Origin of the sequence: Thermovibrio ammonificans HB-1 (assembly GCF_000185805.1) — a bacterium.
Lineage (GTDB): Bacteria > Aquificota > Aquificia > Desulfurobacteriales > Desulfurobacteriaceae > Thermovibrio > Thermovibrio ammonificans.
In genome coordinates this window covers 1,351,401-1,375,383 of record NC_014926.1, presented here as the reverse complement: position 1 = coordinate 1,375,383, position 23,983 = coordinate 1,351,401, and the positions used below count along the sequence as shown (strand labels likewise).

The following is a 23,983-nucleotide window of genomic DNA, read 5'->3' as shown; positions in this document are numbered from 1 at the left end:
TCCTCCCTTAGGCGCTTGCGATTTCTTCGTACTCTTCAGGAGTGAAAACGTAAATGCAGAAGTCCGGGCATATCATTTCGCACTGCTTACACCCGATACACTTCTCGGGCGCAACCACCTTCATAACCGCCTTAACTTTGTCCAGCTCCAGAACCTTGGTGGGACAAACGGCGGCACAGATGTTGCAACCCTTGCACCACTCCTCTTTAACAACAACTATCCCTTTTGCGGCCATGCCTTCCTCCTTATTAGAGTAAACCTCTCTCTTTAAGCGCTTTCTCTACCATCTCGCCGATTTCGGCGGGGGTGTTGCACACGTAGGCGCCGGCTTCCCTGAGGGCCTCCATTTTGCTCTTTGCGTCTCCCTTGCCGCCGGAGATAATCGCTCCCGCGTGGCCCATCCTCCTTCCCGGAGGTGCCGTAACGCCGGCAATGTACGCAACTACCGGCTTTTTAACGTGCTCCTTGATGTACTCGGCGGCCTCCTCTTCCATCGTTCCGCCGATTTCACCGATGAGAACGATTGCGTCTGTTTCGGGGTCGTTGTTGAACATCTCAACCGCTTCCCTGTGGGTTGTTCCGGGAACCGGGTCGCCTCCTATTCCGATAACGGTAGACTGGCCTATTCCGCGGCTTGTGAGCTGGTAGGCCGCTTCGTAGGTGAGGGTTCCGGAGCGGGAGACTATTCCCACCCTTCCCTTCTTGAAGATGTGGCCGGGCATGATGCCCATCTTACACTCTTCGGGGGTAATCACTCCCGGACAGTTGGGGCCTACATAGCGGACACCTGTTCCTTCAAGGGCCCTTTTAACCTTGACCATGTCGTTTACAGGGATTCCCTCGGTTATGCAGACTATCAGCTTGATACCTGCGTCTGCCGCCTCCATTATGGCGTCGGCTGCGAAGGCCGGCGGAACGAAGATGAGGGAGGCGTTTGCCCCCGTTTCTTTAACGGCCTCCTCAACTGTGTTGAAAACGGGAACTTTGTACTTGCCTTCGTCGTCGGTCCAGGTCATTCCGCCTTTACCGGGAGTAACTCCTGCAACTATTTGAGTTCCGTAGTCGAGGCACTGCTTTGCGTGGAAGGAGCCCTCCTTACCGGTAAGACCCTGAACTACAACTTTGGTGTTTTTATCTATGAGAACGCTCATCTTTCCCCTCCTTACAGTTCACCTTTTGCTGCTTTTACCGCCTTCTGGGCGCCGTCGGCCATGTCTTTGGCGGGAATTATGTTGAGGCCGCTCTCCTCGAGCATCTTCCTTCCAAGCTCAACGTTTGTTCCCTCGAGCCTCACAATTAGGGGTCTGTCGAGCTCTACTTGCTTTGCGGCCTCTATGATTCCTCCTGCAATCCTGTCGCACCTGACGATTCCGCCGAAGATGTTTACGAAGATTGCCTTCACTTTGGGGTCGGAGAGCAGGAGCTTGAACGCGGCTGCAACCCTTTCAACTGTGGCCGTTCCGCCAACGTCAAGGAAGTTTGCGGGCTCTCCGCCGAAGAACTTGATTGTGTCCATGGTTGCCATTGCAAGGCCGGCACCGTTAACCATGCAACCGATGTTGCCGTCGAGCCTTACGTAGTTGAGGTCCCACTTTTTGGCCTCGAGCTCCAGCGGGTCAATCTGGGTGGTGTCTTCAAGCTCCTGAATATCGGGGTGGCGGTAGAGGGCGTTGTCGTCGAAGTCTATTTTTGCGTCGAGGCAGATGAAGTTGTCCTCTTTGGTCTTTACAAGGGGGTTGATTTCAATCAGGGAGGCGTCGAGGTCGAAGTACATTTTGGAGAGGGTCATGAGGATTTTTACGAACTGACTTACGAGCTTCCTGTCGGTTAAACCGATTTTAAAGGCGATTTTCCTGGCCTGGTAGGGCAGCAGCCCTATCGCCGGGTCTACGTGCTCCTTGATGATGAGCTCGGGGTTCGTTTTTGCAATCTCTTCAATCTCCATTCCCCCCGCTGCAGACACCATGAAAACCGGCCTTGAGGTCTCCCTGTCGAGGGTCAGGCCTACGTAGAACTCCTTGTCTATGTTTACCCCTTCCTCAATGAGGACACAGTTGATTGACAGTCCCTCGGGGTTTTGATAGGTTTTCAGCCGGCTTCCTATCATTTCCGCTGCAATTTTTGCAGCCTCTTCGGGGGACTTTGCGAGCTTAACGCCGCCGGCTTTACCCCTTCCCCCTGCGTGGACTTGGGCCTTTACAACTACTACCGGCGTTCCCAGTTCCTTTGCGGCCTGTTCAGCTTCGTGGGCGTTGTGGGCAACAATGCCTCTCGGAACGGGAAGGCCGTACTTTTTGAAGATTTCTTTGGCTTGATACTCGTGTATCTTCATATTAATCCTCCCGCCGTTGAGTTGGTAATCATTTTACAAAATTTTTACATCTGGGCTGCGGGGCGGGAGGAGAACTCCAGCTCTGTGAGGATAACTTTCAGCTCTTCAACGTCTTTGAAGTTGTTGAGTTCCTCCAGCTTCAGCTTCACGTTAAGCTCACGCTCGATTTTCTCTACCTGTTTTTTGAGCTTCTCCCTGAAGGAGCCCGGCAGGAATACGACGAAGTTGTCTCCCGAGTAGCGAACGGTTATGGCCTCGGGGAAGCTCCGCTTTATGTGATTTACAATCTCTTTGAGTATTCTGTCTCCCTCTCGCCACCCCTTCTCTATGTTTATCTCCCTCAGCTTTTCAACGTCTAAGACGAAGGCCGAGAACTTCTTGAACCTCTCCTTAGCCTGGTTGAACGCAAGCTCTAAGGCGTTGCGGTTGAATACTCCCGTTAGGTGGTCTCTCAGGTAGTAGTCGAGCCTGCGCTCCTCTATCTCCTTTATGAGGTCGTCGCTGAGGTAGTCGTCGTCCGGGGGCGGGGGAGTTTTGTGAAGGAGTATGTGGACGGCGTTGTCTACAACTTCCGGGTCGTATAGCTTCCCTTTGCCCTTTATCAGCTCTTCTACGGCGGCACGTTTGTTCATTCCCTTTCTGTATATTCTGGCGCTGGTCATGGCGTCGAAGGAGTCTGCCACCGCTATTATCCGTGCCGACAGGGGTATCTGCTCTCTCTGGAGGTTGTCCGGGTAGCCGCTGCCGTCCCACCTTTCGTGGTGGTACTTTATGCCGTCGAGGGACTCCTTTATGAAGTCAAGGTTCTTAACCAGCTCGTAGCTCAGTATCGGGTGGAGCTTGATTATCTCGTACTCTTCGGGTGTGAGCTTCTCGGGCTTCAGCAGTATGCTGTCGGGTATTCCTATCTTTCCTATGTCGTGGAGGAGGCCGGCAATGTATATCGATTCGGCCTCCTCTCTTAGCCCCATCGCCCTTGCTATCTCCCTGGAGTAGAAGGCCACCCTCTCTGAGTGTCCTCTGGTGTAGGAGTCCCTTATCTCGATGCCCCTGACGAAGCTCTTCAGGATTTTCTCTTTGAGCTCCTTCTCCTTTCGCAGCTTCTCCTCGAGCTCCTCTATCAGCCACTTGATTGTGACCGCCGCCGCTATAGACTTTGCGATGCTCTTTATGAAGCGTCTGTTCTCTTCGCTTATGGGCTCCTCTTTCGTTTTATAAACAATCACGTAGCCTGCGGTGTTGTCGGACATTGCTTTTAAGGGCATGCCGAAGATGTACTTCATCCCGAGGGCCTTCTCCCCTTTGGAGAGTATCTTGCTCTTTGTGGTCTCTATCTCCCTCCCTAAGGCCAGTATGTAGGGCTCTATACCGTCCAGCTCGGAGCTGTTTTTCTCAAAAACCCTTTCGCCGTATCGGGTTATAACCCGTATCTCTATGGCGTCGCTGTTTCTCTTCTGAACGCCGATTACTATCCCGTCGGCCTCTGTGAGCTTCAAAACTTTCTGCATAAGCTCAACGAACTCCCCGTTGAATCCCTTACCGACCGTTAGGAGCTGGATGAAGCTGGAGATTATCTCCGCCCGCTCGTCCCTCTCCCTTATGCTGTCTATCATCTTGTTTATGCTCTCCCTTATGCGGCCGAACTCGTCTTCGCCCTCTTCGGGGAGCTTTTTGAGGTCTCCCATCTGAATCTTGCCCACCTCTTTCCTTATCCGGTTCAGCGGAACCAGGTAGAGCCTGTGGATTGCAAAGAGGAAGAGGGCAAGGAGGCCGGAGGTAACAACCGCCATAAACGCTCCGACCTTTACCGCAGTTTTCGAGGCCTTAGACTCTATCTCCCGTCTGTTGAGCTTCACGGTTACCGTAAGGGGGCCGTCGGGAAAGAGGAGCCGTTTCGTCAGGGTAAACTCATCTTTTTCGGCCGGAGGGCCCTCTTTAACCGACTCGATGTAGGGAGCGCGCCTTAAAACGTTGAAGAGCTCTTTTGAGTTCTTCTTTGAGCCTGCGGCCGCGGCGGTCACCTCTATGTAGTTGATGGCGTCTATTACGCTCTCGTGCAGAAGGAGCTCCTTTGTGAAGCGGTAGGCCGTGAAGAAGCTCGCAGCCGTAACAAGCAGCGATACGAGCACGGCTATACCTGTAAGCAGGTGGTACTTATCCAGCTTCACCTTTTACCTTTTAATTGCAGTTTTAGGGCGTGCAGCTGTAGAACCTGTAGCCCCGAACCGCCTCTTCCCCCGTAAGTGCGTAAACCACAGCCGGGTCTTTCAGGGCATCAACCCCCGAGTTCCAGCCCTTTACGAGCACTACCGTCTCTTCGGGTTCCCGAAGGAGCTCCTTCCTGATGAGCAGGAAGAACTGTTTTCCCTTTATCGGCTTTCCCCCTTTCGTTTTTACCGCAACCTTACAGAGCTTCACCCACTCCTTAGAGAACTCCTCTATCTTCCTTGCAGTTGTGCCGTCTACAACGGCCGCCTTGTACTTAGAGAAGTTGAGGAGGCTGATGAGCTCTGTGCCGTTTGCCCAGTCGAGGCTTACCTCGAGCCCGTTCTTCTGGAAGTACCCGAGGAACTTGCTCGCCTCAAACGGGAGGAGAAGGGTGTGCTCTTCGCCTATAACGCCGACTCTTGGTTCACCGAAGCACCCCGTAACAAGGGCAAGTAGCGCCAAAACAACGAGAACAACTCTACCCTTAGCCATGTCGTCTCTAAATTTATTTCCCGTAAAACGGAGGTAAGGGCGGGCCTTTTGCAACTTTGCAGACTACTTAACGGCTTTAGCCAGGAGGTCCGCTATGTGGAGGGCTGAGGCCTTAGAGCCTATTCTCTCGAGGCCTTCGGCTATGTTCATAACGCAGCCCGGGCACTCCGTTAAAACGACCTCTGCCTCTGTTGAGTCTGCGTTCTTTGCCTTTTTAAGCTGAATCTCCCTTGAGATTTCCGGGTGGGAGAGCTTAAATGAGCCTCCCATTCCACAGCAGTTGTCCGCCTCGGGCATCGGGGTGTAGGAGAGGTTCTGTAGGACTTTCAGAACGTCTTCCGGGTAGTGGCGCGGTATCTTCTGCCCCCTGACTATGTGGCACGGGTGGTGCCAGGTTACTCTAACCTTTCTCGGGAGCTTCCAGCTCCCAACGGTTTCTATGTTCTCAAACAGGAGCTCAATGAGCTCTTTCACGGGGAGCCGAAGCTCGCTGTACTCCCCCTTTAAAACGTGGCCGCAGGTGGCGCACGCCGTTACGATAAAGTCGAACCCTTCCCTGTTGAGCGAGCCCAGGTTTTTCTGCTTCATCTGGTTAAAGGTCTTCAGGTCTCCTGCAAAGAAGGCGGGAGCTCCGCAGCAGCTCTGCTCTTTCGGAACGAAAACCGAGTACCCGAGGGCGTTTAAAACCTTTACCACGTTCTGGGCAGTTTCGGTGTAGAAGTTGTTGAACATACACCCTGTAAAGAACAGAGCTCTGCCCTTCTCTTTACCTTTTGGCCTGAACCACCTGTCTGTGCTGTTGAAGGGCTTTGCTTTCGGCTCCGGGAGCAGAACCTTGCCGAGCTTGGGAACGTTAAAGGGTAGAAGCCTGTTCTGGGGGCTTTTAGAGGCTTTTGTGAAGAGCTTTGTTAGCGGAGCGGCCACCTTCCCTGCCAGGTTGAGCAGTTTGGGGTTCGAAAAGAGCTTCACCGCCGCCGCCTTCTCCGGCGGGAGGCCGAACTTCTCTACCGCCTTTGCCCGTGCAGAGATGATTATCTTCTCGTAGTCAACCATAACGGGGCAGATTTCCGCGCACCGGAGGCAGGTTGTACAGAGGTTGAAAAAGTGGGCCGCCTCCTTGTCGAGCTCGGCCTTTCCCTTGTTTATCATGTCTGCGAGAAATATCTTGCCGCGGGCAACGGAGGGCTCCTCGTGGGTAACGTTGAACACCGGACACACCTGCCGGCAGGAGCCGCACCTTACGCACCTTTCAACCAGCTCGTCGCTTATGCCTAATATCTTCTCCTGTTCCATCTCTTCCGCTCTTTCGGTGATGACTACTCAATATAGGGGGGAGGGGAAGAAACTGCAACTTTCTTGCAGTTGCTATAGAATAACCTCTTCTGCCCTGAAGACCGGCCCTTCAACGCAGCACCGCTTGTAGCCGTTAACGGTCTCGACTGTGCAGCCCAAACACGCGCCTACACCGCAGGCCATTCTCCTGTCCAGCGACAGGTAGCACTCAACTTTCAGCCTGGCCGCTTCCTCTTTAACCGCCTTCATCATAGGCGTTGGACCGCAGGCCACCCAGGTAAAGCCGGTGTAGGAGTGAAGGTCCTGGGTTACAAAGCCCTTCTTGCCAAACGAGCCGTCTTCGGTATAGACAACGTGCTCTATGCCGAACTCCTCAAGGAACGGCAGGCCCGACAGGTTCTCCCTGCTCCTTTCACCGTAGAGGACAACAACCTCTTTACCGGCCTCTTTGAACCGCCTTGCCGCAAGGAACAGCCCTCCTATGCCTATGCCTCCGGCGATGAAGAGGAACTTCTCTCCCCTCTGGGGAATGCTGTTCCCCAGCGGCATCAGCACCTCTATTTCGCTTCCGGCCTCAACTTCCGTTAACAGCTTTGTTCCCCTGCCGTAAACCCTGTAGAGGAACGAAACCCTGTTCCCCTCAAGGTTGAAGATTCCCAAAGGCCTTCTGAGGAGCGGGTCCAGCTGGAGCCTGCTTCTTACCTGAACCATTGCGAACTGGCCGGGCTCTACTCTCTCTGCCTCCTGCTCCGGTGCCTCAACTGTGAGCAGGTAGTCTCTGCCGGTAACGTGTCTGTTCTCAACTACGGTGTAGCCCATGTTTAACCTTCTCTTTTGGGACACACTTTTCCTTCTAAGATTTCTAAAAGGGCGATTACGGTTTTTTTGTGCTCCCTTCCTTCAGAGTCCTTGCCGAAGGTGTAAGGGTCTACGGTGTAGAGGTGTCTTGCCCTCTTTGCCGCAACGTGGACGGTCTCGTAGAAGTTCCCCACCTTCTTTACTATCGGTTCAAGGGGTAGCCTCTTGCTCATTCTCTCCTCCTTTAAAGGTTGCAGGTGGTAAATATAGCCGTTACTTTCCGGGTTTGAGAAGCTCCTCTCTGCACCCCTTACCCTCTTCAACCAGCTCAACCACCTTGGGGTCTTTCACCAGCCTGTTCAGCTGGCCTTCGAGCCTTTCGCTCTTGAGCTTCTCTGCCGTTATTATCCCTTTGAGCTGGTCGAAGGCCTTCTCCAGCTCGTCGTTCACAACCAGGTAGTCGTAGCAGAGGGCCTTTTTAAGCTCCTCCCGTGCGGTTTTGAGCCTGCGCTCTATCACCTCTTCCGGGTCGGTTCCCCTCTTTCTCAGCCGCCTTTCGAGCTCTTCCAGCGACGGGGGAAGGATAAAGATGAGAACGGCTTCGGGGAAGTTCTTCTTCACCTGGAGGGCCCCCTGGGTGTCTATGTCGAGCAGTATGTCCCTTCCCTCCTCGAGGGCTTTTAGAACCTGGCTTTTGGAGGTTCCGTAGAGGTTTCCGTAAACGTTTGCCCACTCCAGGAAGTCGCCCTCCTCTATCATCCTCTCGAACTGCTCTTTCGTTACGAAGTGGTAGTCTCTGCCGTCTACCTCCCCTTCCCGGGGCGGCCTTGTTGTGTAGGAAACGGAGAACTCAAGGGTGGGTATCTCCTTTAAGAGCATGTGGCACAAGGTTGTTTTGCCGGTGCCGGACGGAGCCGATACAACTATGAGGAGCCCTTTGAGCTTGTTACTCCACATTTTGAACCTGCTCCTTTATCCGTGCTATTTCGCTCTTTATGGCTATAACCTCGTCGGTGGCGTCTACCTCTTTGAGTTTGCTCCCCAACGTGTTGGCCTCCCTGTGCATCTCCTGGCACAGGAAGTCTAAGGTTTTACCGACGGGCTCTTCAAACTCAAGAAGCTCCCTGAACCTCCTGCAGTGGAGCTTCAGCCGGGAGATTTCCTCTGTAACGTCCTGCTTCTCTGCGATAAGGGCGACCTCAAGCTCCACCCTCTTTGTGAACTCTTCGGGAAGCTCTTCTCCCTCTAAGAGCTTCTTCACCTTCTCCTTAAGCCTCTCAAAGAGGAGCTTATTTATGCCTTGGGCCTTCTCCTCTACCCTGCCTACAAGCTCCTCTATTGTCTCTATCTTACGAAGGAAGAACTCCTTGAGCTTCTCCCCTTCGGCCCTTCTGCTTGCATCGAGCTCCTGCAGGGCCTCTCCGACTGCTTCAAAGAGCTGGGGTTTTAAGGGTTCCGGGTCTTCTTCCTCTTTCTGGAACACTTCCGGAAAGGCCAAGAGGTCCCGCAGGCTTACCCCTATCTCGGTTCCGGTAACGGCTCCGGCCCTCTTTGCCGCCTCTATGACCTTTTCCGCTATCGAGTAGTTTACGGTTATGGGGGGAGTGAACTTCTCGGTGGGCGTGAACTTTACGAAGAGGTCAACGTCTCCCCTCTTTACAACCTCGGAAACGGCCTTCTGAACCTCTACCGAGAACCTGTTGAAGAGGCGCGGAAGGGAGGCCCTCACCTTAAGGGCCTTGCTGTTTACGCTCTTAACCTCTACGGTGATTGTGGCAAGCTCCGACTCTTTAACGGCCCTGCCGAAACCGGTCATACTTTTCATGGTTACTCTCCCGACTTAAACAGCTGGGGGTTTACCTTAACGGAGGCCTTCTGTTCAAGGAGTGTGAGCAGGTAGTTAAGGTCGCTCTGGGCCTTTGCGTTCAGAACGAGCAGTTTAACGGCGTTGAGCTTGTTCTCGTCTATCTTGCCGGCCGTGAGCGGACCTTCAGGCTCAAACACCCCGTAGCCCTTTTCGAGGGGCATAATTACTCTTCTGCCTGCAGGCGTTGATACGAACAGTCTGTCTACCTGCTGAACGTCTAAGGGTTTAAAGGTCTGGACGAAAGTTTGGGGGGTGAAGTTGCCGCTCTGGAGCGTGCCGTTGAAGCTCTTTGCCGCTTTGAGGGCCAGCTCAAGGGCCTTCTCCTCCTTGAGCTGCTCCTCTATTTGGGCTTTAACCTTTTCAAGGGGAACGGTTTCGCTCTTTTTGAGCTTGAAGGCGAGTATCAGCCTGCCATTTTCGCTTCTGAATATGAAGGGCCTTTTCTGAAGCTCCTTGGCCAGCTTTTCGGGTGCCGGCTTCGGGTTAAAGGCTTTCAGCTTTTCGAGCTCCCCCTTTTTGGCGAGCTCGTAGGCCTCTTTGGCCCTCTCCTTACCCTGGGGGGTGTTTTCGAAGCTCAGCAGGTAAACCTCTTCGCCGGCCTCCTTTGTGAACTGCTCTTTGTGTTTCTTGTAGAACTGCTCTACCTCCTCTTCCGACACCTTCGGGTTGAACTGGTCGGCTGTAAACACCTTGTAGCCTATTTTCCTCTGGCCGAAGCTCTTCTTGTAGAGCTCGGTGAGCTCTGCCTGCGTTACCGAGGGGGCGTGGTTTACAACCGTCAGGACCTTTTGGACGAGGAGGTCTTTTCTTACCGTCTCTTCAAAAGCCTGGGGCGTTAGCCCTTGGGCCCTGAGGAATGCTTTGTAGAGCTTTACCGAGAACTTGCCGTTCTCTTGGAATATCGGCATCTCCTCTATCGCCTTGGCAACCGCCCAGTCGCTTACCTTTAACCCCTCTTCCTTGGCGAGCTCAATCAGCAGGGCCCTCTGGACGAGCCTTTGAAGGGCGATTCTCTTTATGTCGTTGGGCTTTACGAGCTTATTGAAGTTGTCCCCCAGCTTTCTCCTGAGCTCGTCCTCAACGGTTTTATACTCCCTGTTGAACTCTGCGAGTGTTATTGGCTGGCCGTTGACCGTTGCAACCTGACTGCCGCTGGGGCCGGAGAAGCTTCCCCTTCCCCACACCAGGAAAATGGTCCCCACAAAGGAGGCCGCCACTATCCAGAGGGGAATACTGAAGGCCCGGAGGTTTTTCCTTATCTTGGAGAGCATCTATCCTCCAGTGTTGAAAATCGTTCCCCCAGATTTATACTTAAATTCGGTAGGTATCTCAACTAATCAAATGTCGGGAGCAGACCCTTTGAAGAAGAGCTTTAACACATCCCGCCCCTCTTTAGAGTCGGTCCTCGACAGGGCGCGTTCCTACATAAAGGCTAAGAACTTTAAACGTGCAGTTGAAGAGCTGGAGCGGCATAAATTCCACAGCGTAGACTACTACTTGCTCCTTGCCGAAGCCTACGAGGCCCTGGGCGACAGCGAGAAGGCCGAGTCCTACTTCGAGGAGGCCCGCTTCCTCGATACCGAGCTCCGCTCTAAGGAGCTGCTTGAGAAGGGCATCACCCTTGCCCTTATGAAAAACTACAGGGCCGCCGAGAAGGAGCTTTTGGAGTCTGCCAAACTCAACCCCTTTAACGGCGAGGTTTACAAGGAGCTCTACAGGCTCTACAGGGAGACCAGCAACCACAAGAAGATGGTTGAGGCCCTGAAGAACCTGATGACCGTGGAGCCCCACTCTCCTTTCCCCTACCTTGAGTTGGGCCGTTACTACTACGTGAGGCGGCGCTACTCAAAGGCGGTAGACGTTCTAAAACAGGGAGCCGAGATAACCGGAGACGCCGCCGTTTACTTTCAGCTGGGTAAGGTTTTCGCCGAGTGGGGCAAAACGGAGGAGGCCGTAGAGGCCCTTAAACAGGCCTGTATGCTCGACTACAAGAACCTTGAGTACAGGCACAAACTCGCCGAGGTGCTCGTTAACAGCGAAGACTACGACAGGGCCCTGGAGGTTATACTGAACACCCTTAACCTCTACCCCGACTCTCCTTATGTCCTTCAGAACGCCGCCGCCCTCTACGACCTTATCGGGAACGAGGAGCTTGCCGAGCACTACTACCGTAAGGCGATTGCCTGCTCCGAAGGTTTTGTGGCCGAGGAGTCTAAGAAGCTCCTTGCGGAGTTCTTCATAGAGAAGGGGCGCTACGACCAGGCCGAAGAGATTCTCAGGGAGATAGTTGAAACAACCGAGAACGTTTGGGTGCTCCTTGATGCCTTCACCGAGCTTGCCCTGATATTCGTCGACCAGGGCAGGCTTTCGGACCTCATAGAGGTGGGTATGAAAATTCTTGAGAGCGAAGAGCTCAGCGAAGAGGAGTTCTGCGAGCTTGCAGAAGTTGTGGCAGACGCCTTCTTCGAGGAGAAGCGCTACAAGGAGGCCCTCGAGCTTTACAGCACTATACTCTCCACAACTACCGAGCAGAAAGTTGCCGCCAGGGTAAAGGAGCGGATAGAGGAGATAAAGGAGATTACCTCTCTTGAGGAGATGATTTAAGGGCCTCCTCTATGGCCCTTTTGAGCTCTTCGAGCCCCCACCCTTTTACGGCAGAAATCAGAACCAGCTTTGGGTTCTCCTCGGGTATCTTTAAGAGGAGCTCTCCTTTTAGCTCTTCAAGCTCTTGAGGTGAGCTTACCAGCTTATCCGTTTTGTTTGCCACGAATATTTTGGGTTTATCCCAGCTTCTCAGCCTTTTCAGGACCTCTTTTACCGAGTTGAGCTCTTCTTCGGCGGTCTCTGAGGAGGCGTCGAACACAACCAGCAGTAGGTCTGCCTCCTTAACCTCGCTGAGGGTTGCCCTGAACGAGGCCACCAGCTCGTGGGGCAGGTTTTTTATGAAGCCGACCGTGTCCGATATTAAAACGGTCTCCCCGTTTAGGTAGAGGCTGCCGGTTCTCACGTCTAAGGTTGCAAAGGGCATGTCCTTTACGAAGACCTCTTTCCTGGTGAGTGCCCTGACGAGCGTAGACTTGCCCACGTTGGTGTAGCCTACAACGGCAACGGTTTTCTGGCCTCTGCGCTTTCGGTTGTAGCGTTGAAGCTCCTGTCTGCTCAGAACCTCCTCGAGCTCCTTCCTCAACTTGTGGATTCTTCGGCGGATTGCCCTTGCCTCAACCTCCGTTTTGGTCTCTCCGGGCCCCCTCGTTCCTACGCCGCCTCCGAGCCTTGAGAGCTGTTTTCCCATTCCCCTTATGTGGGAGAGCTGGTAGTAGCTCTTGGCAAGCTCAACCTGGAGCTTCGCCTCCTTTGTCCGTGCCCTCCGGGCAAATATCTCGAGGATTACCTCCGTTCTGTCGGACACCTTCAGCCCGGTTAACTCCTCTATGTTTCTCTTCTGGGAGTAGGTGAGCGGGTGGTAGGCCACTATCATTGTTGCTCTTTCGGTGTCTACCTCCTTCAGCTTCCCTTTACCTATGTATGTAGAGGGAGAGAAGGACCTCCTCTTTTGAACTACCTCCTGAACAACCTCTCCGCCCAGGGCCTCTACGAGCCCCTTTAACTCCTCTAAGTCCACCTCTTCTTTAGGCCTTTTAACCGCTATTAGGGCAACTCTCTCTTTCTCCAGCTCCACCTCACCCTCCGATTGTTTACCGTTTACAATTCGTTTACAATTAGATGTGATTCTACCTACCGGAGGTTACTTAAATGTTCAAGGGCGGTATGGGAAATATAAACCAACTGATGAAAATGGCTAAGCAGCTTCAGGCCCAGGCTGCAAAACTGAAAGAAGAAGTTGAGCAGAGGGAGTTTGTGGGAACCGCCGGAGGCGGTGCCGTTAAGGTTGTTGCAAAGGGAACCGGAGACCTTGTCTCCGTTGAGATATCCCAGGAGCTCATAGACTCCGGCGACAGGGAGATGATTCAGGACCTCGTTCTTGCGGCGGCCAACCAGGCCCTCAGGGAGGCGAGGAACACCCTCGCCCGTGAGATGGAGAAAATCACCGGGGGCCTCGGAATAGACCTCGGAGGTCTCTTTTGATTTACCCCGAGAACCTTGAGCTTCTCATAGAGTACCTTGCGGAGGTTCCGGGCATCAGCGAGCGGGCCGCAGAGCGGGCCGTTTTGCTTCTCTCCCGCCTGCCCGAAGAGCGCAGGCGTCAGGTTATAAACGCCTTCAGGGAGCTCGAGCAGGTAACTCCCTGTAAGGAGTGCGGCCTTCCGGCCGCCGGAGAGCTGTGTAGGGTCTGTAGCGACCCGGAGAGGAGCAGAACTACCATCTGCGTTGTTGAACAGCCCAGGGACGCCATATCGATTGAGAAGCTCGGCGAGTACAAGGGCCTTTACCACGTTCTCGGCGGGGTTATCTCGCCCCTTGAAGGGATAGGCCCAGAAGACCTTAACGTGAAGTCGCTCTTTGAGAGGATAAAGAGGCTCGGCGTTAAAGAGGTGATAATCGCCCTTAACCCTACCGTTGAGGGGGAAGCAACCGCCAAGTTCCTCGTTGACAGGCTTCAGAAGCTCGGTGTTAAAGTGTTCAGAATCGGCTACGGCATACCCTACGGCGGAACCATAGACAACGCCGACGAACTGACCCTGAAGAGGGCCTTTGAGGATAAGAAACTAATAGCTGGAGGACGGTAATGATTGAAATCAGGTGGCACGCCCGAGGAGGACAGGGTGCCGTAACGGCCTCGAAGATTCTCGCCTCTGCCGTTATCAGGGAGGGCAAGTACGCCCAGAGCAACCCCGACTACGGTGCAGAGCGCTCCGGTGCTCCTCTGAGGGCTTACAACAGAGTTTCTGAAGAGCCTATCACCCTTCACTGTATGGTTCTCAACCCCGACATCGTTGTTGTAGTTGACCCTACGCTCCTTAAAACAGTTCCCTTCCTTGAGGGGACAAGCGAGGACGCCGTTCTCGTTATCAACACGAACAAAACTCCCCAAGAGGTAAGGGAGAAGTACAACATACAGGGGCGGAAAATCTACACCGTAGATGCAACGAAGATTGCCATGGAGGAGCTGAAAAGGCCCCTGATGAACGTTCCCATGCTCGGGGCCCTTGTTAAGGTTCTGGGCGGCCTTGTAGACATTAAGACCGTTGAGGAAGACATCAAGAAGACATTCGGGAAGAAAATTTCCGAAAATGCCCTTGCCGCAAACGTTAGGGCACTTTACAGAGCCTATGAGGAGGTAAAGGGAGAATGATTGGGAAGAGCTGGAGAGATTTACCGATTGGAGCGGTTATACCCGAGCCCGGTTCCAGTGAGAAGTACAACACCGGTGAGTGGAGGGCTTGGAGGCCCGTTTTTGAGCAGGATAAGTGCGTTAACTGTATGCTCTGCTGGGTTTTCTGTCCCGACTCCTGCATTCTGGTGAAAGAGGAGAAGATGGTCGGGATAGACTACGACCACTGCAAGGGCTGCGGTATCTGTGCCTTTGAGTGCCCGACGAAGGCCCTTGAGATGAAACCCGAATACCTGTTCCGTGAGGAGGACTAACTATGAGGCCCGAGCTTATAAAGGAGGTTACCTACGTTCCCTACTCCGGTAACATGGCGGCTGCCGAGGCTATGAGGCAGATTAACCCCGACGTTGTTGCCGCCTACCCGATTACTCCCCAGACCGAGCTTATGCAGTTCTTTGCAGACTTTGTTGCAAACGGCCTTGTAGACACCGAGTACATTCCCGTAGAGAGTGAGCACTCTGCCATGTCTGCGTGTGTGGGAGCCGCAGCTGCAGGCTCCAGGGCTATGACCGCAACTGCCGGTCCCGGCCTTGCCTACATGTGGGAGGTTCTCGGTATAGCCTCGGGCATGAGGCTGCCGATAGTTATGACCGTTGTTAACAGGGCCCTTTCTGCTCCCATCAACATTCACGGCGACCAGTCCGACGCCATGGGAGCCCGGGACCAGGGCTGGATAATGCTCTTTTCCGAGAACGCCGAAGAGCAGTACGACAACCTCATTCAGGCCCTCAGAATCGCCGAGGACGAAAGGACCCGCCTGCCCGTTATGGTCGGTATGGACGGCTTTGTCATCTCCCACGCTATAGAGAGGGTGAGACTTCTGCCCGACAAGGCCGTTGAGGAGTTTATCGGAGAGCTGAAGCCCTTTTACCCCCTTCTCGACGTTGACAACCCAGTAACCCACGGTCCCGTTGCCATGACCGACTCCTACATGGAGTTTAAGCGTCAGCAGCGGGAAGCCATGATGAACGCCTACAAGGTAATAAGGGAGGTTGGGGAGGCCTTTGAGGAGGCCTTTGGTAAGAAGTACGAGCACATAGAGACCTATAAGACCGACGACGCCGACTACATTCTGATTATCATCGGCTCTACCGCCGGAACTGCCAAGTTCGTGATAGACAAGCTTCGCAAGGAGAAGGGTATAAAGGTTGGACTTATTAAAATTAGGACCTACAGGCCCTTCCCCTACTACGACGTTATGGACGCAATAGAGGCCTCTAACTGTAAGGCTATCGGTGTTTTCGACAGAGCCGAGACTTTCGGTGCCGTTGGAGGTCCCCTCTACAGTGATATAGCCACTGCCATGTACTTAAGGGGCAAAACTTACCCGATGGTCAGCTTTATCTACGGCCTCGGCGGAAGGGACACCAACGTTCACCACATAGAGGAGGCCATAGATAAGGTTATGCAGAAGGCGGCCGGTAAGGAAGTTCCCCTTATCAACTACCTTAATCTAAACGAGTAATTGTTGGAGGAGAGTTATGGCACAGGTTAACGCTGCTGAGGTTAAGATACCTCCGCTTAAGAAGCTCACAAACTACCCTGAGAAGCTTGCTCCCGGCCACAGGCTCTGTGCCGGCTGTGGTGCCTCCATTATTGTGAGGCAGATGTACATGGCGGCCAACGCCCTCGGTTACGAGCTGATAATTGCAAACGCTACGGGCTGCGTTGAGGTTTGTACCTCGATATACCCTTACACCTCTTGGAGAAGCCCCTGGATTCACAACGCCTTTGAGAACGCAGCCGCCACAATAGCCGGTGTAGAGGCGGCCTACAAGGCGCTCAAGAGAAAGGGGAAGCTTCCCAGCGGCAAGAAGGTGAAGTTTGTTGCCCTCGGCGGAGACGGCGGAACTTACGATATCGGTTTCCAGTCTCTCTCCGGTGCCCTTGAGAGGGGACACGACTTCATCTATGTTTGCTACGACAACGAAGCTTACATGAACACCGGTATTCAGCGCTCCTCCGCCACTCCCAAGTACGCAAACACCACAACCCAGCCGGTGGGCTCTGAGAGCTTAGGTAAGCCCCAGCACAAGAAGTGGATGCCCGAGGTGGCTGCCGCCCACGGTATCCCCTACGTTGCTCAAGTGGCCCCCTCCCACTGGAAGGACTTCATGGAGAAGTTTAAGAAGGCACTTCTCACCGAAGGTCCTTCTTACATAAACGCCTTCTGCGTTTGCCCCAGGGGCTGGCGTTCAAAGGAGGAAGAAGGTATACTTATTACGAAGCTTGCCGTAGAGACCAATTACTGGCCCTTGTTTGAGGTTGAAAACGGCAAGTGGAGGATTACCTACAAGCCGAAGAACCCGAAGCCGGTTGTTGAGTTCCTCAAGAAGCAGGGGAGGTTTAAGCACCTCTTTAAGCCCGGAAACGAGGATAAGCTGGCCGAGCTTCAGGCCGAGGTCGACAGGCGCTGGGAGTGGCTCAACAAGATGGAGGAATTAACTAACAGGGAAGGGTGATGCTTAGTCTTAAGCCGGAAGAGGATAAGAAGTTAAGGGAGCTTCTAACCAGCTTAAATGAGGAGAGCAAGTCGAAAATAGTTCTCCTGATAGATAAGTCGGGTCAGCTTATAAGCCGGAGCGAGTCTCCGGCTTTTTCTTCTGACGATGTAACTTTTGCCTCGCTTACTGCCGGAAACGTGGCGGCATCGGAGGCCCTCTCCAAGCTCCTCGGTGACAAAGACCTTAACCACCTTTTCACCGAGACCGAGAAAGAGGGCATCTACATGATTCTCATAGACGGCAAGTACATCCTCGTTGCCATATTCGATAAGCAGGTTACCAACCTCGGCATTGTTAGGATAAAAATCAAGAAGTACTACCGTGAGCTTGTCTCCATTCTCAGGGAGATAGAGGAGAGGATAAAGAGGGAGAGCGCTGTTCCCGAAGACATTAACCTGGACGATATAGACTTGGATACTCTTTTTGAATAAGGAGCGTTAATGCCCTTTATAAACTTTGCGACTAAAGAGATTAACTGCAAGATAGTCTATTACGGTCCGGGGCTTTCGGGAAAGACTACCAACATTAAGTGGATATACGACCACATTAAGCCCGAGAACAAGGGCGAGATGATAACCCTGGCCACCGAGACCGAGAGGACCCTCTTTTTCGACTTTGTGCCCATAGAGGTCTCCAACGTTAGGGGGTTTAAGGTAAGGTTCCACCTTTACACCACTCCCGGTCAGATAATCTACAGGGCCAGCAGAAAGCTGATACTCAAGGGTGTCGACGGGGTTGTGTTCGTTGCAGACTCCCAAGAGGAGCGCCACGACGCCAACTTAGACACCTTAGACGACATGATAGAGAACCTGAAGGAGTACGAAATCGATATAGAGGACCTTCCCCTCGTTTTCCAGTATAATAAGCGGGACCTTCCCAACATACTCCCCGTAGAGGTTCTGAGGAGGGACCTGAACAGGTGGAACAGGCCCGACTTTGAGGCGGTTGCCTCAAAAGGTATAGGCGTTCTTGAGACCTTCAAAGAGATAACAAGGCAAGTTCTGCAGAAGTTGAAAAAGTGAGAGCGTTTATCGAGGAGCTCTTTAATTCCCCTGCAGATGTCTTCTTTACCTCCTTCCTGCCGAAGGCCACTTCCCTTCGCTTTAAAGCCTTCTCCGGTAGGGTTGAAACCTGCGCAATAGTTAACGCAAAGAGCGGTAGGTGTCCTTCCGACTGTAAGTTCTGTGCCCAGTCGGTTCACTTTAAAACACGGGTAACGGTTTACCCCTTAATGACCAAAGAGGAGCTTAAAGAGAGAGCGCTTGCCGCCTTTTCTAAGGGGATAGACCGGTTCAGCTTTGTGACAAGCGGCATTGCTCTGTCCGATAGGGAGCTCTCTGCGGTTGCCTCGGTTGTTGAGGAGCTTAAGTCTTTGAACCCGGAGGTGAAGCTCTGCGCCTCTTTGGGCCAGCTCGGGAAGGAGCAGCTGCTCCTTTTAAAGAGGAGCGGGCTCGACCGCTACCACCACAACCTTGAGACTTCAAAGGAGTTCTACCCGCTTATAGCAACCCGTCAGAGCTGGCACGACCGTTACAAAACGGTTGCGCTTGCAAAGGAGGTGGGCTTTTCCGTCTGCTCGGGGGGAATTTTTGGCATGGGGGAGTCTGCTGAAGATATCTGCTCTATTGCAGAATCCCTTGCCGAGCTTCAGGTGGACTCTGTACCCGTAAACTTCCTCCACCCCATAAGGGGAACTCCCCTTGAGGGAGCACGCTTCTTGACTCCTCTGAAGGCGCTGAAAGTGTTGGTTGCCTTAAGGTTTTTACTGCCCGAAACCAGCCTGAGGGTCTGCGGAGGCAGGGAGTTCAACCTGAGGGAGCTTCAACCCCTCTCCCTCCTGGTTTCAGACTCCCTTATGGTGGGTAACTACCTAACGACCAAGGGGCGTCAGCTGAAAGACGACGCTCAGATGATAAAAGACCTTGGTTTAAGCAGCAACCTCAAGCCCTAAGAGGAGGCGATGCTCTTTCTAATAAAAAAGCTTGTGGGCTCTTTCGTCATCTACCCGGGGCTCTCTGTAACTTTCGGGGTTCTGGCGCTTCTCCTGTGGTTCAAGCGCCGCAAACTTGCCTTCTTCTTTGCGGCCCTAAGTGTTGCCTTCCTTTACTTCTTCTCCACCGAGTTTGGCAAGGATTTAACTCTGAAACCCCTTGAGGATGCTTACCCCTATCCGAAGCTCTCCTCCCTTAACTGCACCTACATAGTGGTTCTCGGGGGGGGAATCGTTCCCCACTCGCCTGCCGCCGGCGGCAGGGCTACGGTTAGGCCCCAGGTTGCAAAGAGGCTCCTTGAGGCCTGGAAGCTCTGGAGAGTTTTAAAAAAGCCGATAGTTGCCACGGGAGGCGTTCTATACCCGAACGTAGAGAGTGAGGCAGCCGTTATGGCCCGCTTCCTCGAAGGGCTCGGCGTTCCGGCCTCCCAGATAAAAGTCGAGGGAAAGAGCAGGACCACCTTTGAAAATGCAGAGTTTACCTACAGGTTGATAGGCCCTCAATCTATATGTTTGGTAACTTCGGCCTACCACATGCCCAGAAGTGTGAGAATCTTTAAGAGCTTCGGCTTTAAAGTAACCCCCGTTCCAACCGATTATAGGGTAAACAGGGCAGGTTACAACTGGCTCTCGTTCATGCCCATTTACGGAGTGGACACCTACTTCGGCTTTAGGGAGTGGGTGGGGATTGCCTTCTTTGAGCTGCGTAACTTATGGCGGGCCCGGGAGGATTCGAACCTCCGACCTACGGATTAGAAGTCCGTTGCTCTATCCAGCTGAGCTACGGGCCCGAGTGGAGCTCCGCTTGTGGTGGTCGGGGCAGCCCGATTTGAACGGGCGACCTCGTGCTCCCAAGGCACGCGCTCTAACCAAGCTGAGCTATGCCCCGGACCTGCTTTCGAAAATATAGGAAAAAGGGGATTTCTTGGCAACGGTGAAACGTCGGTTAAAATTTTCCACTCCAAAGCCGAAAAAGGAGGTAACGTGTCGGTTTTAGATAGAGTGTTGAACTGGCTCAGGGAGCTAAAAGAGAAGGAAGCTCCGGTAGAGGTCATAAGCTTCTATAACGAACTTCCGGTTCGCTGCAAAGTTCGCGTTCTCGACCTCGATAGAGAGTTCGTTCAGTGGGAGTCCAATCCGAAACTGCTCCTGGCCGTGGAAGATTGCGGGCGCCTTTACGTAAAGTTTAACGACCCTGCTTACGGCCAGGAGCGCATTCTCGGTGCCGACGTAACCTACCGCGGCTCCTCTATGGTTGAGACAACAGTTCCCAAGCCCTACGAAGACCCTTCCTTCAGGAGAGAGACCTTAAGGGTTACCGTTTCACCGACCTTGCCGGTTAAAGTAACTTTTGAAGAGCCCGACCCTCCAAAGCAGGAGCTTCAGGTCAGAGACCTCTCCGAAGGCGGAATCGGCGTAATAGGCCCGAAAGAGCTCTTCAAGCTCGGCGACAGGCTCAAGTTCACCCTTGAACTGCCCTTCGGCTCTTTCTCGGGAGAGGCGGAAGTGGTTTCGGTTGAACCCTTCGGAGACAAGATGAAGTACGGGCTGAAGTTTACGCAACTTCCCCGTAACGCCCGCTCCCTGCTGAACCGTTACGTGATGGCCCGTCAGCGTGAGATACTTGATAAAATTAGAATGATTGCGGAGTAGGCAACTTGGAAGTGAGAAGAGAGCTTCAAACCTTGAAACAACTCCTCTTAAAGGAGAAGGAGCTGTTGAAGGGTTTGAAAGAGGTAGAGGAGCTGGAGAGGCTCGAAAACGAGAAGCTCGAAATCTTAAAAAAGCTCTCCCAACTTGACCCCTCCTCCTTTAAGGGAGAGGAGGAGCTCCTTAAGGAGATTCAGAGGCTCAACTCCGAAGTTGAGCTCCTCATCAGAAACGCCTTGTCCCTTTACGAAGAGGTGTTTGAGGCCCTCTTCCCTGAGCGGAGTGCTACCTACTCCTCTAAACCCGCTCCAACCCTCTTCAGAGGTAAGGCTTAAAGAGAGGGCTCCCCTTGCCGATAATGGGCCTTAACACCCACTACGGGGGATGGAAATGGCCCTTTTCGGTGCCCTCTCTTTGGCGAGCCAGGCGCTTCTGTCTCAGCAGATAGCGGTTAACACTACCAACAGAAACCTCTCCAACGTTAACACCGACGGCTACTCCCGGGAAGAGCCGGTTTTCGCCGATATTCCCGGCGGAGGCGTAACAGTTGCCACTCTACGTAGGGTTTTCAGTTCGGTGCTCTTCAAGAGGTTCATCTCGGAGAACCAGAATAACGCCTACCTGAAGGCGAAAAGCGAAGTGCTCTCACAAGTTGAGTCCCTCTTCAACGACCAAATGGGGAGCGGCCTCTCACAGGCGATAAACGACTTCTTCAGCGTTATGAACGACGTTGCCGTTAACCCTGCAGACCTTGCTGCACGTCAGGAGCTCCTCTCTAAAGCCCAGGTTCTCGTAGGCCGCATCAGAGACTCCTACTCTGCCCTTCAGGAGATAAAGAGCACCTACTCCAAACAGGTTGCAGAGAGCGTTTCCAACCTCAACCAGCTCCTTGAGAAACTTGCAGACATCAACAGGAACATTCCCCTCTTTGCCGACTCCCCCGACAGGCTCAACCAGTACCTGGACGAAAGGGACAGAACCATAAAAGAGATAAGCTCCATCATAGATGCCAAGGTTCAGTTCAACAGCGATGGCACGGTTAACCTTTACACTGCAAAGGGTTTTGCCCTTGTCCTTGGAGACAGAACCTTTAAAGTCACTGTTAAAAACACCGATTCCGGCGTTAAAGTCCTTGCCGACGGTAGGGATATCACCTCCGACCTCTCGGGAGGCTCCGTAGGCGGGCTTGTAAGTGCCCTGAACGTTGTTGAGTCTGCGATGGAGAGGCTCAACACCCTCACCTCTACCATTGCAAACGAAGTTAACGCCCAGCACGAACAGGGTTACAACCTTTACGGAGAGACCGGTATAGACCTATTCGCCTCCGATAACGGCCAGCCTATAGACGCTTCAAATATTGTTCTCGCCTTTAACGACCCGAAGAAGTTTGCTGCGGCCTCAGACCCCAACTACCTCGACTCCGATAACGGAAACGTTAAGGCCCTTATGGCTTTGGCGGATAAAACCTACACTCAGCTTAACGGCCTCAGCTTTGCCGAGTACTACGGCACCCAGATAACTTCGTGGATTGGCCAAGAAGTTGAGTCCAACGACAACCTGTTGAAAAACAGCGACTTTCAGCTCGACGCCATAAAACAGAAAGTTGAAGAGCTTTCGGGCGTGAATACGGATGAGGAGCTTGTAAACCTTACCCGTTATCAGAGGGCCTACCAGGCTGCGGCAAGGGTTGTAACGGTTACAGATGAGCTTCTCCAAACAATTCTGAACATGGCGGGGTAAGCTATGAGGATATCTACGGGCGAGCTGTTCGACCTGTTTATCCGTTACGACAGGCTCAAGAGCGCCGAGATAAAGCGTAAGGCGGAGGAGCTCTCCTCCGGGAAGTCTATCTTAAGGCCTTCCGATTCCCCGGTTGACTACGCAAGACTCTTAAGGCTCGACAGGTTCGTTGAGAACCTGGACAGGTTCAACCGCAACATAGACCTTGTTAAGGCCAACATGGACACTGCAGAGAGCGCTCTGGCCTCTACCGTTCAAACGCTTGAAGCTGCAAGGGTGAAGATTATCCAGATTCTAAACACCGGTGCCCTTAACGGCGAAGATGCGAAAACCCTCGCAGACTACTTTGAGAGCGTAAAAGACTACGTCATCCAGATGGGTAACGAGAAGGTGGGGGATGCATACCTCTTCGGCGGTGTTAAAACCCAGTCTCCGCCTTTCGACAGCGACGGCACCTACCAGGGAGAGACAAGGGAGACCACTGTTCCGGTGGCAAACGGCGTTGAAGTTAGCACCAACTATAACGGCGAGAACTACTTCGGTGTAAACAGGGTGAGCGGTAAGATTACGGTTGTTGAGGTTCTGGATAGAATCGTTCAGATAATTCAGTCTGGAGACCTCTCCCAGCTGGACAGCGCAACCGTAACGGTAGACTTGGGCGACGGGCCCCAGACTATGAAGCTCCTTGATGCTTTCGATGCGGGCCTTTCAAAGATAATGGAGTACCGCTCCATTTTGGGTACCCAGGTAGCCCTTGTAGACGACCTTAAAACCCAGAACGAGGCCGTGGCCCTTCACGCCAAGGAGCTGCGCTCAAAGATAGGGGACGCCGACTTTGCCTCTGTTATCTCCGACTACGATAAGGCGAAAACGGCTTATCAGGCCCTACTTTCAACCTATACCGACCTTAAGCAGCTTTCCCTGCTTAACTTCTTGAAGTGATTCTTGAAAACTCCTCGAGAGTCAGGGTTTTTAGTCCGCTGACTTTTGAGAACTCATCGGTGTTATCGGTTACCAGGTAGGCGTTTCTCGTTAGGGCCTGCACGGCAATGAAACAGCTGCAGGGGTCTATTTTTTCGTTATTTGACCAAATCTCTGCCATTTTGGCGGCGTAGTGTTCACTGTCTTTGGCTGTGTTTCTTAAAACGTTTATCCCAGAGAGGAACAGCTTTACTCCCCATTTAAGTTTGAAAAGCTCCATTATTGCTTGTTCCGATTTTGCCTCTTTGATTTTTTTTAGAACGCTGAAGAGAAGCTCGGCCTCTGTGATAAAGGAGACTGCTATTAGCCTTTTTTCTGCAAGCTTTTTGAGTTTTTCTCTGGCTTCAACTGCAATCGCTTTTTCAAGGGGATCCTCTAAAACGTTTGCTCTTATTATGGTTTTACACGCGGCAGTATCGAGTAGATACATCCCACTACCGTTTGATTTGAGGTGTTCTCTATAAGTCCTTTAGGAGCTCTCCAAGCTCGTCAAATATATTAAAGGCTTCTGTCAAATTCTGTTTACTTGCGAAGGTTTGGGTAGAGGCAGATTGTGGCCTGTTCCTGCCGCCTCTTCTTACTCTTGTAGTGGGTTTATGCGTTGCGTACCGTGTAGTTTTCCCATAGAGAGACAGTTTTACCTTCAGAGCCCTACTTCTGTCTTGTTCCTTTCGCTTTTTCTTTGCCTTCTTGGGAGCTCTGAAATTTGGCAATACTATATCGTTGTCTTTCATTGAGCCCACCGATAACTATTTTGATACTTTTAAGTTTATAGAACCGTTGAACGGGTTTGATTAATTGATATTAAACCTCTGCTGCTGTGTGTAAAATTGTC

At 52.8% G+C, this 23,983-nt stretch carries 29 protein-coding genes and 2 tRNA genes; 15 read left to right on the top strand and 16 right to left on the bottom strand.

Features of this window, described 5'->3' with window-relative positions:
• Positions 1-7 precede the first annotated feature (7 nt).
• The 11 genes from THEAM_RS07120 to THEAM_RS07070 form a co-directional block, all read right to left on the bottom strand.
• The gene (locus THEAM_RS07120) at positions 8-235 is read right to left on the bottom strand and encodes a 4Fe-4S binding protein (protein ID WP_013538159.1); all 228 of its coding nucleotides are present in this window, start codon (positions 233-235) and stop codon (positions 8-10) included.
• Positions 236-248: 13 nt separating this feature from the next.
• A complete protein-coding gene (sucD, locus tag THEAM_RS07115) occupies positions 249-1,151 on the bottom strand; it encodes a succinate--CoA ligase subunit alpha (RefSeq protein WP_013538158.1) in 903 nt (300 codons plus the stop codon).
• Between the two features lie 11 nt (positions 1,152-1,162).
• Positions 1,163-2,332 (bottom strand): ADP-forming succinate--CoA ligase subunit beta, encoded by a 1,170-nt coding sequence (gene sucC / locus THEAM_RS07110; RefSeq protein ID WP_013538157.1) that lies wholly within the window; start codon positions 2,330-2,332, stop codon positions 1,163-1,165.
• Between the two features lie 44 nt (positions 2,333-2,376).
• Complete coding sequence (locus THEAM_RS07105) at positions 2,377-4,500, bottom strand: HD domain-containing phosphohydrolase (protein WP_013538156.1); 2,124 nt, start codon at positions 4,498-4,500, stop codon at positions 2,377-2,379.
• A 22-nt stretch (positions 4,501-4,522) separates the two neighbouring features.
• A complete protein-coding gene (locus tag THEAM_RS07100; RefSeq protein WP_013538155.1) occupies positions 4,523-5,032 on the bottom strand; it encodes a hypothetical protein in 510 nt (169 codons plus the stop codon).
• Between the two features lie 63 nt (positions 5,033-5,095).
• Positions 5,096-6,325 carry a (Fe-S)-binding protein gene (locus THEAM_RS07095; RefSeq protein ID WP_013538154.1) on the bottom strand — a complete coding sequence of 410 codons (1,230 nt, stop codon included), beginning with the start codon at positions 6,323-6,325 and terminating at the stop codon, positions 5,096-5,098.
• Positions 6,326-6,397: 72 nt separating this feature from the next.
• A complete protein-coding gene (locus THEAM_RS07090; protein WP_232203425.1) occupies positions 6,398-7,168 on the bottom strand; it encodes a dihydroorotate dehydrogenase electron transfer subunit in 771 nt (256 codons plus the stop codon).
• A complete protein-coding gene (gene rpoZ, locus THEAM_RS07085; RefSeq protein ID WP_013538152.1) occupies positions 7,147-7,356 on the bottom strand; it encodes a DNA-directed RNA polymerase subunit omega in 210 nt (69 codons plus the stop codon). Before rpoZ ends, THEAM_RS07090 begins: the two co-directional genes overlap by 22 nt.
• Before the next feature lie 40 nt (positions 7,357-7,396).
• The gene (gmk, locus tag THEAM_RS07080; RefSeq protein ID WP_013538151.1) at positions 7,397-8,080 is read right to left on the bottom strand and encodes a guanylate kinase; all 684 of its coding nucleotides are present in this window, start codon (positions 8,078-8,080) and stop codon (positions 7,397-7,399) included.
• Complete coding sequence (locus THEAM_RS07075) at positions 8,070-8,948, bottom strand: YicC/YloC family endoribonuclease (protein ID WP_013538150.1); 879 nt, start codon at positions 8,946-8,948, stop codon at positions 8,070-8,072. The genes gmk and THEAM_RS07075 overlap by 11 nt, the downstream gene beginning before the upstream one ends.
• A gap of 2 nt (positions 8,949-8,950) precedes the next feature.
• Complete coding sequence (locus THEAM_RS07070) at positions 8,951-10,261, bottom strand: peptidylprolyl isomerase (protein WP_013538149.1); 1,311 nt, start codon at positions 10,259-10,261, stop codon at positions 8,951-8,953.
• Between the two features lie 88 nt (positions 10,262-10,349).
• Between THEAM_RS07070 and THEAM_RS07065 the strand changes: the two genes are divergently transcribed.
• On the top strand, positions 10,350-11,594 hold the full coding sequence (locus tag THEAM_RS07065) for a tetratricopeptide repeat protein (RefSeq protein WP_013538148.1): 1,245 nt from the start codon (positions 10,350-10,352) through the stop codon (positions 11,592-11,594).
• Here THEAM_RS07065 and hflX read toward each other — a convergent pair.
• Positions 11,569-12,669 carry a GTPase HflX gene (hflX, locus tag THEAM_RS07060; RefSeq protein ID WP_013538147.1) on the bottom strand — a complete coding sequence of 367 codons (1,101 nt, stop codon included), beginning with the start codon at positions 12,667-12,669 and terminating at the stop codon, positions 11,569-11,571. The two genes, THEAM_RS07065 and hflX, sit on opposite strands and share 26 nt — an antisense overlap.
• Before the next feature lie 74 nt (positions 12,670-12,743).
• On the opposite strand from hflX, the gene THEAM_RS07055 reads away from it, so the two are divergent.
• Genes THEAM_RS07055 through THEAM_RS09860 form a run of 10 tightly spaced genes read left to right on the top strand, consistent with a single transcriptional unit; the run spans position 12,744 to position 19,533 of the window.
• The gene (locus THEAM_RS07055) at positions 12,744-13,076 is read left to right on the top strand and encodes a YbaB/EbfC family nucleoid-associated protein (RefSeq protein ID WP_013538146.1); all 333 of its coding nucleotides are present in this window, start codon (positions 12,744-12,746) and stop codon (positions 13,074-13,076) included.
• Positions 13,073-13,678, top strand: a complete 606-nt coding sequence (gene recR / locus THEAM_RS07050; RefSeq protein WP_013538145.1) for a recombination mediator RecR — start codon at positions 13,073-13,075, stop codon at positions 13,676-13,678. The genes THEAM_RS07055 and recR overlap by 4 nt, the downstream gene beginning before the upstream one ends.
• The gene (locus tag THEAM_RS07045) at positions 13,678-14,244 is read left to right on the top strand and encodes a 2-oxoacid:acceptor oxidoreductase subunit gamma family protein (RefSeq protein ID WP_013538144.1); all 567 of its coding nucleotides are present in this window, start codon (positions 13,678-13,680) and stop codon (positions 14,242-14,244) included. The genes recR and THEAM_RS07045 overlap by 1 nt, the downstream gene beginning before the upstream one ends.
• Entirely contained in the window at positions 14,241-14,537 is a 297-nt protein-coding gene (porD, locus tag THEAM_RS07040) for a pyruvate synthase subunit PorD (RefSeq protein WP_013538143.1), read from the top strand. The genes THEAM_RS07045 and porD overlap by 4 nt, the downstream gene beginning before the upstream one ends.
• A 2-nt stretch (positions 14,538-14,539) precedes the next feature.
• Positions 14,540-15,748, top strand: coding sequence for a 2-ketoisovalerate ferredoxin oxidoreductase subunit alpha (porA, locus tag THEAM_RS07035; RefSeq protein WP_013538142.1), 1,209 nt, complete (start codon positions 14,540-14,542; stop codon positions 15,746-15,748).
• Between the two features lie 16 nt (positions 15,749-15,764).
• A complete protein-coding gene (locus THEAM_RS07030; protein WP_013538141.1) occupies positions 15,765-16,745 on the top strand; it encodes a thiamine pyrophosphate-dependent enzyme in 981 nt (326 codons plus the stop codon).
• Entirely contained in the window at positions 16,745-17,218 is a 474-nt protein-coding gene (locus tag THEAM_RS07025) for a roadblock/LC7 domain-containing protein (RefSeq protein WP_013538140.1), read from the top strand. Before THEAM_RS07030 ends, THEAM_RS07025 begins: the two co-directional genes overlap by 1 nt.
• Before the next feature lie 9 nt (positions 17,219-17,227).
• A complete protein-coding gene (locus THEAM_RS07020; protein ID WP_013538139.1) occupies positions 17,228-17,809 on the top strand; it encodes a GTP-binding protein in 582 nt (193 codons plus the stop codon).
• A complete protein-coding gene (bioB, locus tag THEAM_RS07015) occupies positions 17,806-18,738 on the top strand; it encodes a biotin synthase BioB (RefSeq protein ID WP_013538138.1) in 933 nt (310 codons plus the stop codon). The genes THEAM_RS07020 and bioB overlap by 4 nt, the downstream gene beginning before the upstream one ends.
• Positions 18,739-18,747: 9 nt before the next feature.
• Entirely contained in the window at positions 18,748-19,533 is a 786-nt protein-coding gene (locus THEAM_RS09860) for a YdcF family protein (protein WP_013538137.1), read from the top strand.
• Here THEAM_RS09860 and THEAM_RS07005 read toward each other — a convergent pair.
• Positions 19,492-19,568 (bottom strand) — tRNA-Arg (locus THEAM_RS07005). The genes THEAM_RS09860 and THEAM_RS07005 overlap by 42 nt on opposite strands.
• Positions 19,569-19,588: 20 nt before the next feature.
• A tRNA-Pro gene (locus THEAM_RS07000) sits at positions 19,589-19,666 on the bottom strand.
• 95 nt (positions 19,667-19,761) lie between these two features.
• Between THEAM_RS07000 and THEAM_RS06995 the strand changes: the two genes are divergently transcribed.
• From THEAM_RS06995 to flgL, 4 genes are read left to right on the top strand one after another with little or no spacing between them, the layout of a single operon-like run.
• On the top strand, positions 19,762-20,430 hold the full coding sequence (locus THEAM_RS06995; protein ID WP_013538136.1) for a flagellar brake protein: 669 nt from the start codon (positions 19,762-19,764) through the stop codon (positions 20,428-20,430).
• 5 nt (positions 20,431-20,435) lie between these two features.
• Entirely contained in the window at positions 20,436-20,762 is a 327-nt protein-coding gene (locus THEAM_RS06990) for a hypothetical protein (protein ID WP_013538135.1), read from the top strand.
• Positions 20,763-20,817: 55 nt separating this feature from the next.
• Positions 20,818-22,167: a flagellar hook-associated protein FlgK gene (gene flgK / locus THEAM_RS06985; protein ID WP_013538134.1), complete on the top strand. Its 1,350-nt coding sequence runs from the start codon at positions 20,818-20,820 to the stop codon at positions 22,165-22,167.
• 3 nt (positions 22,168-22,170) lie between these two features.
• The gene (gene flgL / locus THEAM_RS06980) at positions 22,171-23,109 is read left to right on the top strand and encodes a flagellar hook-associated protein FlgL (RefSeq protein ID WP_013538133.1); all 939 of its coding nucleotides are present in this window, start codon (positions 22,171-22,173) and stop codon (positions 23,107-23,109) included.
• Here the strand turns inward: flgL and THEAM_RS06975 are convergent.
• On the bottom strand, positions 23,093-23,578 hold the full coding sequence (locus THEAM_RS06975) for a type II toxin-antitoxin system VapC family toxin (protein WP_013538132.1): 486 nt from the start codon (positions 23,576-23,578) through the stop codon (positions 23,093-23,095). The two genes, flgL and THEAM_RS06975, sit on opposite strands and share 17 nt — an antisense overlap.
• A gap of 28 nt (positions 23,579-23,606) precedes the next feature.
• Positions 23,607-23,882, bottom strand: a complete 276-nt coding sequence (locus THEAM_RS06970; protein ID WP_013538131.1) for a hypothetical protein — start codon at positions 23,880-23,882, stop codon at positions 23,607-23,609.
• Positions 23,883-23,983: the final 101 nt, after the last annotated feature.